The sequence below is a fragment of the Moheibacter lacus genome, from assembly GCF_014042165.1.
Lineage (GTDB): Bacteria > Bacteroidota > Bacteroidia > Flavobacteriales > Weeksellaceae > Moheibacter > Moheibacter lacus.
Genome location: NZ_JACDZE010000001.1, coordinates 776299 through 790101, shown reverse-complemented (window position 1 = coordinate 790101; position 13803 = coordinate 776299). Strand labels below are relative to the sequence as shown.

Sequence of the window (13803 nt, the reverse complement as noted above, 5' to 3'; positions counted from 1 at the left end):
CTGTTTTTTTGCAATAATTTAAATTAATAATGATGAAAAAGTTACTGAGTTTAACTCTTGCTTTAATTGGAATTTTCTCACTTGCACAAACCGAACTTGGAACTGTGAGAGGAACTGTATTTAATGAGTCTACCGGTCAAAACATAATGGGTGTAAGCATCTATGTCAATGATGAGCAAATCGCCATGACAGATCTAGATGGGGCATATTCATTGGAGTTGGAGCCAGGTGTTTATGCTATTACTTTTGAAGATTTTGATTACGAGACTTTTACTTTTGAAAATGTTCAAGTAAAAGCAAGAGAAGTAACTGTGCTGGATGATGCTTTTTTGACGAGTTTGTTAATAGGTGAAGAGGGGGATTCTCTTCAGAATTCTTCAGTCAACTTAGCCACCGTAGTTGTTACCGCCAGTGTAAATAGAAACAGCGAAAAAGCTTTGGTCCGAATGAAGAAGAATTCTTCCGTAATTTTGGATGGTGTTTCATCTGCAAAAATGGAATTGGCCGGAGACGGAACAGCGGTTGAAGCAGCAAAACGTGTAACGGGGGTTTCTATTGAAGGAGGGAAATATGTTTATGTAAGAGGGTTGGGAGATCGTTATTCAAAAACAACTCTTAACGGAGTTGATGTACCTGGATTAGACCCTGATAGAAATACTTTGCAAATGGATATTTTCCCATCCAATTTAATGGATAATATCGTAGTGAGTAAAAACTTTACGGCCGATTTGTCAGCCGAATTCACAGGAGGTTTGGTGAACATCGAAACCAAAGCCTTTCCTACAAAGAGAATTTTAAATATTTCGTACGGTTTAGGAATCACGCCGGGCATGACCTTTAATAGTGATTATCTTTATTACAAAGGAGGAGATACAGACTTTTTAGGATTTGATAATGGAACAAGAGACCTTCCTTCTATGGCTGAAAATAGTGATTATCCTACTCCTATCAATTCAAGCCCTCAAGAAGTACGTGATTTTGTCAACCAATTTGACAAAACGCTAGGCGGTTCCAGAAAACCGGCTTATATGAATCAAGATTTCTCTATTTCTTATGGAGACCAATTCAATTTAAAAAATGACAATAAACTCGCCGTTATATTTGGGTTGAATTATAAAAATGAAACCAAGTATTTTGACGATTATAAATACGGCGATTACCAAAGACTCGCCTCAGACCCTTCACAATATGAAATGGTGTTTGCCCAAACCAAAGAAGGTGAAAAAGGAGTAAATTCCGTTCTATTGGGTGCAATGGGAGGCTTGTCTTATAAAACCAAAAAATCCAGATATAGCTTAAATGCTATGCATATACAGAATGGAGAAAGTACAGCAGCAAAATTATATGTAAATGATAATGGAGCAGCAACAGGTCACTCCGGGTACCGAGCTGGAGAGGATGATCTTATGTTCAACCAAAGATCACTGACCAATTTGATTCTGCAAGGAACGCATAAATCAAAATCAGGTGATTTTGAGTTGGAATGGAAATTGTCCCCAACTTTTACTAAAAATGAAGATCCGGATATCCGTAAAACGGCGTTTACATATGAGTCTGTAGATACTGCATTTTATAACGGTGCCGGAGGAGCGCCAACCAGGATTTGGAGAAACTTGGAAGAGTTTTCCGGAGTTGGGAAAATTGATATCAGCCAAGTTTATAATAATGGATTAATTAAAGCCGGTGCGGCTTATACTTATAAAGAAAGAGATTTCTTAATTCGCCAATATAATATGCGATTTTTGGGAGGTCAAAACTGGGATTCTTATGACCCAAATGACGTCCTAAGTGAGGAAAACATCCTTATCAATAATATTTGGTTCAATAGTGCAAATCCTGAAACAAATCCAAATGACTTTAACTCGAACTCTTCTGTCATCGCAGGTTATGTGTCAAACGAATATAAATTCTTTGATAGATTAAAAACGATAGTAGGTGTACGCGTTGAAAACTTCCGTTTGTATTATTCGGGTTATACCCAAAGTGGAGATTATTTTGACAACAGTGAAGAAATGAACTCAACCAATTTCTTTCCTACAGCCAATTTGATTTATGAAATCTCAAACGACATCAATCTACGCGGGGGTTATGCCAGAACGATCGCAAGACCTTCATTTAAAGAAATGTCGTATGCACAAATCATCGACCCAATTTCCAATCGTACCTTTAACGGAGGGCTTTGGGCATTTGGCTCTTGGGATGGAAACCTTCAGGAAACCAACATTGATAATTTTGATATCAGGTTAGAATTCTTCCCTTCTGGAGACCAGATTTTTTCCATCAGTGGATTTTATAAAACGTTTAAAAACCCCATCGAATTGGTCAGAATTATCACAGCCAATACCGGTAACGAATACCAACCTAGAAACGTCGGTGATGGTACAGTTTATGGAGCTGAATTTGAATTCAAAAAACATTTAGGCTTTATTTCAGAGAGTCTCCGTGATTTATCCATCAGCTCAAATGTAACGATCGTGAAATCTGAAATTGAAATGACGGAAGAAGAATTTAACAGCCGTAAAGATTTTGAAAGAGAGGGAGAAAATATTGAAAACACTCGTGATATGGCAGGCCAAGCACCTTATGTTATCAACGCAGGGATAGAATATTTAAATCCGGAAATGGGATTACAAACCGGTCTTTTTTATAACGTTAGAGGAAAATCGCTTTCAGTTGTAGGTACAGGTTTGTTTCCAGATGTGTATGCTCAGCCGTTTAACAGCCTGAACTTTACATTGAACCAAAAATTTGGGAAAGAAAAAAGAACCAAAATTTCCCTACAGGTTTCAAATATTTTAGATGACAAAGTGGAAGATTTATTTGAATCCTATAATGCGCCTTCTGAGATTTTTGAAAGTAAAAGAATCGGAAGAACATTTTCTTTAGGTTTCAGTTATGATTTTTAAATGACATTATCATACAACCAAAACCCTTTCGATCTTTAATTTGAAAGGGTTTTCTCAATTTACAATTAATTAACGATTTATTAGTCTGTAAATCAAATAGAATACTTAAATTTGCAGTCCTTAAAAACCAAATAAAATTATAAGAAATGAAGAAAATCTTTACATTTTTAACAGTTTTGGCAGCAATCACTTTATCTGCACAAACAAATTTAGTCCCAAATCATAGTTTTGAAAATTGGGCAGACGGAAAACCTGTAGATTGGTATGTGCCGAACTCAGCTATCATTGCTCAGTCTTCTGAAGCGCAAGATGGAAGTTCTTCCACAAGCATTACTGCACCAGATTCAGGAAATACACAAATCAGCCCGCTTAATGATATTGCGGTAGAACAAGGTGTTACTTATGTGTTTTCAGGATGGTATTTAGATAATGCACCTGACGCTAGATTTAGATATTGGGCACAATTCCGTAATGCAGACGGAGATACAGGGCCTAATCCACTTCAAATGGAAGGATACTCAGAAGACTCTCCAGAATGGGTTTTCTTTACTGCGGAAGGAATGCCTAATGCAGGAGCAGATGTTATCAGAGCGGGTTTAAGAACTTATCATAACGATAACGTAGGTGGTGGAGTTGTATTGATGGACAACATCATGGTTTATGATAAATCTACCATGTCTGTTGCTGATTTGAACAATTTTGCTGACCAAGTAAAAATGAACACAGTTGTGACCAACAAATTGACACTTCAATTGCCACAACGTGCTACCGTAAACATCTACACGATGGAAGGAAGATTGGTTTCTTCAAACCGTGTTGACAATGGTGGAAGTGTAGATACTTCTGCTATGACAAAAGGTATTTATGTCGTTAAAGTAACAAATGGTTACGCTACAACTACACAAAAAATCGTGAAGAAATAATTTCTGATCAGATTAAAATACTAATCCCGACTGCAATGTAGTCGGGATTTTTTATTCTAAATTATCCGGTAATGCACTATGGAATAACAGGCAAACTTATTCAATATTAACCTTTTAAATGAAGATAAACTCCATAGGAGTTAAATATTGGTAGAATTTGACAATTATGAAAATTAAACATTTTGGCATGTATTTTTGATGTGAAACAATTAAAAATCATGACAAAATCCTAATTTAAAATACATTACGGTTTAAATGATAACTTCTTAAACTGTTGCCCTTCTTTTTCTGATCATGCGATCCAAAGAATATTTCCCCGGCCCGAGTAATAATAAAGCCATGAAAATAACAAGATACAATAACGCCATTTCTTTCTTTCCAAATGGATCTCCTCCATGCGCGATAAACGCTGCGTAAAGCATCGTCAATACCAAAGGAACCAAAGCATATCTGGTCATCAAACCAAGCATTACCAAAGCCGCACAAATAAATTCAGCGAAAACCACCAAACCTAAAGTCGCTGTAGCACTGATCCCAAACGGATCTATAAACGCTATGGCTTGGTCGGAAAAGAAATTTTGGAATTTCCCCAGTCCATGACCGTACAGCATAAATCCACCGCCAAAGATCCTTAATATCAAACTGGTGATGTCTACATAAGAAGTTGATGTGCCTGATGAAAACAAATGAGCGTTTTTCATGCGAAATTCTATCTGTGTGAATAGTAAAGATATAAAATATATCTAATTCTCAAACAGTTTCATTTCTAGTAATTTAGAGCGAATCGTTCAAAAACCCAACGACATCCTCAAAAAAGGCTTTCGGGTTTTCAGCATGCACCCAATGACCTGAATTGGGAATCGTTTTGATTTCAGCTTTTGGAAAATGATTTCGAATCAATTCAAAATCAGTATCTAAAATATAATCGGATTTTGCGCCGCGTAAAAACAAAGTAGGTCCATCAAAAACACCATCGGTTAAATCATTTCCTACCATTTTCTCATAGCTTTCAGTCAATGCTTTCAAATTAAACCGAAAAGCATATTTACCGCTTTCCGCATGGTAAACATTTTTCAATAAAAATTGCCGCGTGCCCATGTCCGGAATGTATTGTTTCAACGTTTCTTCTACATCCGATCGTTTTTCCACCTTTTCAAAATCTACCGAATTCAAAGCTTTGATGATGCCTTGATGATGCGGCGGATAAGCCTTTGGCGCCATATCCGCGACGATGAGTTTTTCTGTTTTTTCAGGATATTTGTATGCGAACTCAATTACAGAACGTCCACCTAAGGAATGTCCAAGCAAATAACAAGTTTCGATTTGATGGTGATTCAAATAATTTAAAATATCCTCAGACATGGCTTCAAAACTCATATCGTCAGAATGAAAACTTCGTCCGTGATTTCTAAGGTCAATTGCATGAACCGTATAAAATTCAGCGAACTGTTTGGCAAGGGTCGCAAAATTGTCAGACTGCCCAAACAATCCATGAAAAATCAATAAATGTTTGGGTTTATCACCAACTATTTTACTGTGGAGAATTTGATTCATAAATTATGTTTTCTATAGGCCAATTCAATTCGTTTTAAATAAGCCTGAATCGTATTTTCCATTCCCAAATATAACGCTTCAGAAATCAAAGCATGCCCGATCGAAACTTCTGCGATTTCAGGAATTTGCTCGATGAAATACTGTAAATTATCTAAACTCAAATCATGTCCGGCATTGAGTGTTAGGCCATTTTTAATGGCTTCTTCAGCCGTTTCACGATAAGGTTGAATTCCTTCTAAATTCCCTTTTGAAAATTCTACCGCAAAACTTTCTGTATAGAGTTCGATTCTATCTGCACCTGTTTTGGCAGCTGCTTCCACTAGCTTCGGATTGGGATCGAGAAAAATAGAAGTCCGTATTCCGTTTTTTTTGAATTCCGAAATGATTTCGGTTAAATAAGATTGGTGTTTTACCGTGTCCCAACCAGCGTTTGAAGTGATTGCATCTTCTGCATCCGGCACCAAAGTAACTTGCGCCGGTTTTACCTCCAAAACCATTTTCATAAAGCTATCGATGGGTTTTCCCTCGATGTTGAATTCCGTTTTGACCACTTTTTTTAAATCATAAACATCCTGATAGCGGATGTGTCGTTCGTCCGGTCGCGGATGAACCGTAATGCCTTGTGCGCCAAATTCTTCTGCTTTTACAGCTGCTTCTACCACGTTGGGTGTGTCACCGCCTCGGGCATTTCGGAGTGTGGCTATTTTATTGATGTTTACACTTAATTTAGTCATGATTCGGATAAATAAAAGGTTGTGAAATTTCCAATTCAAATTCTTTGCTGGCACTGATCAAATGATCAAAGACATCAGACTGAACACGTTCAAAGTCAATGAATTCAGAAGTATTGGCAAAACAATAAATCTCTAGCGGCATCCCTTGGGGGCTTAGTTCTAGTTGTTTGACCATGATGGTGTCCGATTTGGAAATGTCATTTCGACTGGCCAAATAATTTTCTACATATTTTCTGAAAACACCTATGTTGGTCAATTGTCGGCCATTGATGATGTATTGTTTGTTCATCACCATTTTATTGCTCACGCGAATTTCTTCCAGTTTTGTTTCGATATAGTCTTTGATCAAATCGATTTTACCAAATTTCTTCAACATCTCCTGATCGCAAAATTGAAAAGAATTCACATTAAAATAAATCGGTCGTTTGATCCTTCTGGTGTTTGTAGCAGCCATCCAAGAGTGGTTGGTTACTTCAGACGAAATCAAATCATAAGTCGGAACAGTCGAAACCGTTTTGTCAAACTTTTCAATTTTGGTCACTGCCAAATTGATTTCTTTTACGATTCCTTCTACATCATATTTGGAAACCGAAATCCAGTCGCCCACTTTGATACTTTTGGAAGTCGCAATCTGCAATCCGGAGACAAAACCCAAAATAGAATCTCTGAAAATCAATAAAACCACAGCGGTCAAGGCTCCAAGTACCGTTAATATTTGCGATATTTCGGTGTCGATCAAAGTAGCTACAAACGTCAAGGCACCAAAAAAGGCGACAAACATCTTGAACATCTGCCCAAAAGTCCTGATCCCTACCGTTGTATGGCTTTCTTCTTCATCTTTGATGTCAATGATGGCATCAACAACGCGGAAGATAAAACTGATGATAATGATGATGACCAATAAACCGATGAGTTTATCTGCAACTTTATCGATGATATGGTACTTCTGAAAAACATAAGGATTGATTTCAGTCAATATCCAAACCGTAACGAAGTGAAATAAAGTGCGAAATACTTTATGCGAATAAAACTTTTTGATCCAATTGATTTTGGAATATTTAGCCAAAAGACCGATTAAACTTCCAAATGTTTTTTGGAGAATTAAATCGATGAGAAATAGGATCAATACCCAAAATCCAACTTCAATAAATGGAAGAAAAGCATTTCCCAAAACATCTCCAAAAATATCCTTTATCTGTTTTCGGATGAATTTGGCGAAGTCGGCAATGTATTTATTGGAATACAGTTGAGTAGTAGCTTCAAACAATTTTTCAAATTTCTTGCAAAGGTAACACCTATTCAAAATCTAACCGTTAACATAATGGTAAAAAGATTGTAATTTTGTTGGGATGGAAGACCATATTATCAAACTAATTTTTGGAGTTGGTATTTTACTCGGTACAGCCGGAACGATTCTACCTGTTTTACCGGGAGCGCCACTGGCATTTGGGTCGTTATTATTGGCGAAAATTCTGAATTTTTCAGAAATCAGCTGGTGGTTAGTGGGGGTTTTCGGTTTTTTCACGCTTATCGGTATTGTTTTGGATTATACGATTCCTATCGCAACCACAAAAAAAATGGGTGGAACCCGCTATGGAGTTGTAGGTTTGATCATTGGGTTGGTTGTTGGAATTATTTTTTCGCCTTTTGGATTTGTAAGCATCATCATCGCTCCCTTTTTAGGTGCATTGATCGGCGAATTGATCTATGACCGTCAAAATCATAAAAGAGCCCTAAAAGCCGCTACGGGATCTATCATCGGCTACTTTTTGACCAGCGGTTATGGAATTATCCTTTGTTTGTCCATGTTGGTTGTGTTCATTGCTACAGATATAGTTTGAAAATTTTTTAAATTTTATGATTTACCCTATTGTCTGCTAGATGAAATAGTTAGACATTTGGGAATTGAAATTACTTGAAAAATAAAAATTTGACCACTTCTCAGGATCTTCTGTTTGAAGGACTGATTGAAGGCCTGCTTTCCAATCAGGTAGGATACCAAACCCAATTTGTTTCAGAAGAATTGGTAAAAGAATTGCGTGATCAACTTCAAAAAAATTTCGAAAACGGTAAAATGCATCCTGCCGGAATCGGAAATAAATTTGTACATCAAAAAAATGCCGAGGTGCGTGGAGATGTGATCAAATGGATTGAAAATGATTCTCAATTAGCAGTAGAACAAAGGTTTATAGCTATCGTAAAAGAGTTTATTGACTATTTGAATCGAACTTGTTATACAGGAATTAATGATTTCGAATTTCATTATGCACTTTATGACGTTGGGAGTTTTTATAAACCGCATATCGATCAATTCAAATCGGATTCGGGTAGGAAATATTCTTTTGTGATGTATTTAAACGAAAATTGGGACGTGAAAGATGGTGGACAATTTGTGGCGCATCTTGAAGGGTCAGAAATTCAAATCCTACCGGAAGGTGGAACGGTTTGTTTTTTTGCTTCGGATCAAGTCAAGCACGAAGTTCAGCTGGCTCATCGCAAAAGGATGAGCATCGCAGGCTGGCTCAAAAAAGTCTAGGCGATCGGATTCCTTTTTCCAATTCCAGCAAATATTTTTTACGATGCAATCCTCCGGCATATCCGGTCAGACTACCGTCTTTTCCAACGACACGGTGACATGGAATCAAGATGGAGATCGGGTTTTTACCGTTGGCAGAAGCAGCAGCGCGAATCGTTTTTTCATCACCCAATTTTTTGGCCAAATCGAGATAGGAAATTGTTTTTCCAAAGGGGATTTCCTGTAGTTCTTTCCAAACTTTTAATTGGAAATCAGTTCCTTGAGGTGAAAGTTGCACATCGAAATTCCAATTGCCGTTTAGAAAATAATCGTTGAGTTGTTGTGTTAAATTTTCGACAATTTTTGGCTGATGCGCGGAAATGGTCGGTTCCTCGCTAGTGAAGAGGATAGCGTGTATTTCTGCGTCATTTCCTTTGATTTCTATCCAACCGATTTCTGAGAGATATTTAGATATAAAATTCACTATTTCAAATAATTGTTATATATTTGCATCGAATTTAAGGAGAAAATCTATGAAAGAGGGCCAATTAGCTCTCTTTTTTGTTCGCTATGAATCAAGAATTAGTAAAAAAGTTAATCGACGAAGCGGTGGAAGAAAATCCTTCGTTGTTTTTGGTAGATTGGAGTATTTCGGTTGATAATGCAATTGAAGTATTGGTAGATGGAGATGAAGGGCTTTCCATAGAGGAAATCGTAAGGATCAGCCGTCATGTAGAGCATAATTTAGATAGAGAAGAAGATGATTTTTCTTTGAATGTTTCATCGGCAGGCGTAGGAAATCCATTGGTTTTGCCAAGGCAGTTTAAGAAAAACATCGGCAGAACATTGAAAATCACCAGATCAGATGGTGGAAAGGACATGGAAGGCGAATTGGTTGCTGCAGATGAAGAAGGTATTGAACTAAAATGGACAACACGAGAGCCTAAACCTGTAGGGAAAGGGAAACATACCGTGGAGAAAACAGAGAAGATAAAGTACACAGATATAAAAAAAGCAATAGTAAAAATCAGTTTTTAAAATTTTACAAAATGGACAATATTGCATTGATCGAATCATTTGGTGATTTCAAAGATGAAAAAAATATAGATCGTATAACGCTGATGGCGATTTTAGAAGAATCGCTTCAAAGCGTTTTGCGCAAGAAATTTGGGTCAGACGATAATTTTGATATCATCGTGAACCCTGACAAAGGAGACTTGGAGATTTGGCACAATAGAATTGTAGTGGAGGATGGAATGTCTGAAGATGATAGTGCGGAAATCGAATTGTCAGAAGCTAGAAAAATAGAGCCGGATTTTGAAGTAGGAGAAGAGGTTTCTGAGGAAATTGCTTTAAAAGATTTGGGAAGAAGAGCGATTTTGGCTTTGCGTCAGAATTTGGTTGCCAAAGTAATGGAGCATGACAACGCCAATCTTTATGAGCGTTTTAAAGATATAGAAGGAGAAATTGTTTCAGGTGAAGTTCACCACATCCGTCAGAAACACATTATTGTGATGGATGACGAGCAAAATGAAATGATTTTACCGAGAGAAAACCAAATACCATCTGATTTCTTCAGAAAAGGAGAATCTGTAAGAGCGGTGGTAGATGAAGTGAAATTAAAAGGAATCAAGCCTCAAATCATTTTGTCTAGAACTTCCCCTAAATTTTTAGAGAAATTATTTGAAACTGAAATTCCTGAAATTTTTGATGGAATCATCACGATCAAAGGAGTAGTAAGAATTCCGGGTGAAAAAGCAAAAGTGGCAGTTGAGTCTTATGACGATCGAATTGATCCGGTTGGAGCCTGTGTGGGGATGAAAGGGTCAAGGATCCATACCATCGTCCGCGAATTGAAAAATGAAAATATAGACGTAATCAATTTTACCAATAATTTACAGCTTTATGTTTCCCGTGCACTAAGTCCGGCTCGTATTTCCCGTATGGAAATCGATGAAGCCGATAGCAAAGTAAGGGTTTATGTCAAGCCGGAAGAAGTTTCCAAAGCCATCGGTAAAAGCGGTCACAATGTTAGATTGGCCGGGAAGCTTTTGGGGATGGAGATCGATGTGTTTAGAGATATACCACAAGATGAAGATGTTGAATTAGCTGAATTTGCTGATGAAATTGACGCTTGGGTAATTGAAGCTTTCCAAAAAATAGGATTGGATACTGCGAGAAGCATTTTGGAACAAGATGTAAACGACTTGGTGTCCCGAACAGATTTGGAAGAAGAAACCATCCATGATGTCATAAGAATCTTGCGTGAAGAATTAGAAGACTAATTCAGAACAATTAAATAAAACGTACTAAATTTAGAATTAGTACATTTGCAAACTGAAAATCCAAATCAATATATGTCGGAAACGATAAGATTAAATAAAGTATTAAAAGAATTGAACATCTCAATCGACCGAGCGGTTGACTTTTTGAGCGAGAAAGGAATTCAGGTAGAGCGTACGCCCAATACGAAAATCGACCAAGATACGTATTCGGTTTTGGTAAAAGAATTTCAATCTGATGCCAAACAAAAAGCAGCATCTGAAGAAGTTGTGATCAATAAAATACCGGAAAGAAAGCCTGAGCCTGTCAAACAGCCTGAGCCTATTAAAGATCCTGAGGTGATTACAACGACCAAAGTTGAGTTGGAAGGGCCAAAAACCATCGGTAAAATTGATTTGGATAATCTCAATCCATCTAAACCAAAATCTCCTGAGGTTGAAAAATCAAAAGAAGAAGAAAAACCTGAAATCATAGAAGAAAAGGTTGAGGAGAAAGTGGAGGAAAAGGTAGAGGTGAAAGAAGAAATCGTCGAGGCACCCAAACCGGTTGAGGCTGAAAAACCAAAAGAAGAGGAAAAGGCCAAAGAAGAGCCGAGAAATGCTGAAGTGAAACCGGAAAAGAAAGAAGAAGTCAAGCCGGAAGAAAAACCGGTGGTAGACTCAGACGAACCTGTTAAAATCGAAACCAAATACCAAAAATTGGATGGACCTAATTTTACCGGTAAAAAACTGGATCTTTCTGAATTTGACAAAGACAAAAAATTAGCGGAAGAGCGAAAAGAAAAGCAGAAGCAGGAAAAAGAAAACAAGAAGAAGAGAAAGAGAATTCGCAAAGACGTAAAATTAGATGATGTAAAACCATCTGGAAATTCCGGAGGGAATAACAATCAAAATAACAACCGACCTCATAAAGGCGGCGGTGGAAATCATCACAATCGTCCACCAAGAAGACCTCAAGCTGAATTGACTGACGAGGAGGTTTCAAAACAAATCAAAGAAACGCTAGAGAAATTGACCAATAAAGGTGTGAAATCCAAAGCGTCCAAACACAGAAGAGACAAACGAAAGGAACGCCGTGAAATGGAAGCCATGGAAATGGAAGCCATGGAAAAAGACAAAACACTTCATGTTACCGAGTTTGTAACCGTAAATGAATTGGCGAGTTTGATGGATGTTGCAGTTACAGAAGTTATTTCAGCATGTATGTCACTAGGTATCATGGTGACCATGAACCAAAGACTTGAAGCAGATACGATTCAGTTGGTAGCTGATGATTTTGGATATGATGTTCAGTTTAGTAATGTAGAGGAAGATCTGGAAATTGAAGATGAAACAGTAGATTCACCTGAAGATTTAGTTGGGCGTGCGCCTATCGTTACCGTGATGGGTCACGTAGACCATGGTAAAACCTCATTGTTGGACTACATCAGGAAAGCCAATGTAATTGCAGGAGAATCGGGAGGGATTACCCAGCATATTGGTGCATATAACGTAAAATTGGAGAGTGGTCAGCAAATTACATTCTTAGATACTCCGGGTCACGAAGCTTTTACCGCGATGCGTGCAAGGGGAGCTCAAGTGACGGATATTGCCATTATTGTAATTGCGGCTGATGATCAAATCATGCCACAAACCCGCGAAGCAATTAGCCACGCACAAGCTGCTGAAGTACCAATTATATTTGCCATCAATAAAATTGACAAACCAACTGCCAACCCTGAAAAGGTAAAAGAGCAATTGGCCAATATGAATTTATTGGTAGAAGAGTGGGGTGGTTCTATCCAGTCTCAAGATATTTCAGCCAAACAGGGTTTGAATGTAGAAGAGTTGCTTGAAAAGGTATTATTAGAAGCGGAGATACTGGAATTGAAAGCCAATCCAAATCGTTTGGCAACAGGAACAGTGGTTGAAGCTTCATTAGATAAAGGAAGAGGTTATGTTTCTACAATTTTGGTTCAAACCGGAACTTTAAGAGTAGGAGATTATTTGGTAGCGGGTAGCAACCATGGTAAAGTACGAGCGATGCTAGATGAACGCGGAAAACCGGTAAAAGAAGCCGGGCCGTCAACTCCGGTTACAATCCTTGGACTAGACGGAGCGCCGACAGCTGGTGATAAATTCCGAGTGTTTGAAGATGAACGCGATGCGAAACAAGTTGCCACCAAACGTGAACAGCTTCAAAGAGAACAAACCATCCGTACGCAGAAACACATTACCTTAGACGAAATCGGTCGTCGAATTGCTTTAGGAGATTTCAAGGAATTGAACATCATCTTAAAAGGAGACGTAGATGGTTCAGTAGAAGCATTGACAGATTCCTTGCAAAAATTATCCACAGACGAAATCCACATCAACATCCTTCACAAAGGCGTAGGACAGATCACAGAATCTGATGTGTTGTTGGCCAGTGCGTCAGATGCAATTGTAATTGGATTTAACGTGCGTCCAGGAGCTTCAGCAAAAGAAATTGCGGAGCGTGAAGAAATTGAAATCCGAAATTATTCCATTATATATGACGCCATCAATGATGTGAAAGAAGCGATGGAAGGAATGTTGTCACCGGAATTGAAAGAGCAGGTGATGGGTAACATCGAAATCCGTGAAACCTTTAAAGTTTCTAAAGTCGGAACGATTGCAGGATGTATGGTTTTGGACGGAAAAGTAACCAGAAATTCGAAAATCCGATTGATTCGAGATGGTGTGGTCATCCACGATGGAGAATTGGCGAGTTTGAAACGATTCAAAGACGACGTAAAAGAAGTAACCAAAGGTTATGAATGTGGTCTAAATGTTAAAAACTACAACGATATTCAAGTGGGCGACATCATCGAAGCTTATGAAACCGTAGAAGTAAAAAAGAAATTGAAATAAATTTATTAACAATTTTAT

12 protein-coding genes are annotated in these 13803 nt (G+C 37.8%); 7 read left to right on the top strand and 5 right to left on the bottom strand.

Annotated features, from left to right (window positions below; translation table 11 throughout):
* The first annotated feature begins 32 nt into the window (after positions 1 to 32).
* Positions 33 to 2906 (top strand): TonB-dependent receptor domain-containing protein, encoded by a 2874-nt coding sequence (locus HU137_RS03755; RefSeq protein WP_182042464.1) that lies wholly within the window; start codon positions 33 to 35, stop codon positions 2904 to 2906.
* A 146-nt stretch (positions 2907 to 3052) separates the two neighbouring features.
* Positions 3053 to 3829, top strand: a complete 777-nt coding sequence (locus tag HU137_RS03750; RefSeq protein WP_182042463.1) for a T9SS type A sorting domain-containing protein — start codon at positions 3053 to 3055, stop codon at positions 3827 to 3829.
* 266 nt (positions 3830 to 4095) lie between these two features.
* On the opposite strand, the gene HU137_RS03745 is transcribed toward HU137_RS03750, so the two are convergent.
* The 4 genes from HU137_RS03745 to HU137_RS03730 all read right to left on the bottom strand — a co-directional run bounded on the left by HU137_RS03745 (position 4096) and on the right by HU137_RS03730 (position 7384).
* Complete coding sequence (locus HU137_RS03745; RefSeq protein ID WP_182042462.1) at positions 4096 to 4530, bottom strand: DoxX family protein; 435 nt, start codon at positions 4528 to 4530, stop codon at positions 4096 to 4098.
* Between the two features lie 73 nt (positions 4531 to 4603).
* Positions 4604 to 5383, bottom strand: coding sequence for an alpha/beta fold hydrolase (locus HU137_RS03740; RefSeq protein ID WP_182042461.1), 780 nt, complete (start codon positions 5381 to 5383; stop codon positions 4604 to 4606).
* Positions 5380 to 6117 carry a pyridoxine 5'-phosphate synthase gene (locus tag HU137_RS03735; RefSeq protein WP_182042460.1) on the bottom strand — a complete coding sequence of 246 codons (738 nt, stop codon included), beginning with the start codon at positions 6115 to 6117 and terminating at the stop codon, positions 5380 to 5382. The genes HU137_RS03740 and HU137_RS03735 overlap by 4 nt, the downstream gene beginning before the upstream one ends.
* Positions 6110 to 7384: a mechanosensitive ion channel family protein gene (locus HU137_RS03730; RefSeq protein ID WP_182042459.1), complete on the bottom strand. Its 1275-nt coding sequence runs from the start codon at positions 7382 to 7384 to the stop codon at positions 6110 to 6112. Before HU137_RS03730 ends, HU137_RS03735 begins: the two co-directional genes overlap by 8 nt.
* Before the next feature lie 82 nt (positions 7385 to 7466).
* Here HU137_RS03730 and HU137_RS03725 point away from each other — a divergent pair, with 82 nt between their 5' ends.
* Entirely contained in the window at positions 7467 to 7958 is a 492-nt protein-coding gene (locus HU137_RS03725; protein WP_182042458.1) for a DUF456 domain-containing protein, read from the top strand.
* 74 nt (positions 7959 to 8032) lie between these two features.
* Positions 8033 to 8653, top strand: a complete 621-nt coding sequence (locus tag HU137_RS03720; protein WP_182042457.1) for a 2OG-Fe(II) oxygenase — start codon at positions 8033 to 8035, stop codon at positions 8651 to 8653.
* On the opposite strand, the gene HU137_RS13080 is transcribed toward HU137_RS03720, so the two are convergent.
* Entirely contained in the window at positions 8640 to 9116 is a 477-nt protein-coding gene (locus HU137_RS13080; protein ID WP_317169891.1) for a methylated-DNA--[protein]-cysteine S-methyltransferase, read from the bottom strand. The genes HU137_RS03720 and HU137_RS13080 overlap by 14 nt on opposite strands.
* Positions 9117 to 9202: 86 nt before the next feature.
* Here HU137_RS13080 and rimP point away from each other — a divergent pair, with 86 nt between their 5' ends.
* From rimP to infB, 3 genes are all read left to right on the top strand, one after another.
* Complete coding sequence (gene rimP / locus HU137_RS03710) at positions 9203 to 9670, top strand: ribosome assembly cofactor RimP (protein ID WP_182042456.1); 468 nt, start codon at positions 9203 to 9205, stop codon at positions 9668 to 9670.
* Positions 9671 to 9681: 11 nt separating this feature from the next.
* Positions 9682 to 10917 (top strand): transcription termination factor NusA, encoded by a 1236-nt coding sequence (nusA, locus tag HU137_RS03705; RefSeq protein ID WP_182042455.1) that lies wholly within the window; start codon positions 9682 to 9684, stop codon positions 10915 to 10917.
* Between the two features lie 72 nt (positions 10918 to 10989).
* Positions 10990 to 13785 carry a translation initiation factor IF-2 gene (infB, locus tag HU137_RS03700; RefSeq protein WP_182042454.1) on the top strand — a complete coding sequence of 932 codons (2796 nt, stop codon included), beginning with the start codon at positions 10990 to 10992 and terminating at the stop codon, positions 13783 to 13785.
* Positions 13786 to 13803: the final 18 nt, after the last annotated feature.

Excerpts from the sequence above, each read along its gene's own strand:
- HU137_RS03755 (WP_182042464.1), top strand. The coding sequence starts at position 33 with ATGAAAAAGTTACTGAGTTTAACTCTTGCTTTAATTGGAATTTTCTCA.
- HU137_RS03750 (WP_182042463.1), top strand. The coding sequence starts at position 3,053 with ATGAAGAAAATCTTTACATTTTTAACAGTTTTGGCAGCAATCACTTTA.
- HU137_RS03745 (WP_182042462.1), bottom strand. The coding sequence starts at position 4,530 with ATGAAAAACGCTCATTTGTTTTCATCAGGCACATCAACTTCTTATGTA.
- HU137_RS03740 (WP_182042461.1), bottom strand. The coding sequence starts at position 5,383 with ATGAATCAAATTCTCCACAGTAAAATAGTTGGTGATAAACCCAAACAT.
- HU137_RS03735 (WP_182042460.1), bottom strand. The coding sequence starts at position 6,117 with ATGACTAAATTAAGTGTAAACATCAATAAAATAGCCACACTCCGAAAT.
- HU137_RS03725 (WP_182042458.1), top strand. The coding sequence starts at position 7,467 with ATGGAAGACCATATTATCAAACTAATTTTTGGAGTTGGTATTTTACTC.
- rimP (WP_182042456.1), top strand. The coding sequence starts at position 9,203 with ATGAATCAAGAATTAGTAAAAAAGTTAATCGACGAAGCGGTGGAAGAA.
- nusA (WP_182042455.1), top strand. The coding sequence starts at position 9,682 with ATGGACAATATTGCATTGATCGAATCATTTGGTGATTTCAAAGATGAA.
- infB (WP_182042454.1), top strand. The coding sequence starts at position 10,990 with ATGTCGGAAACGATAAGATTAAATAAAGTATTAAAAGAATTGAACATC.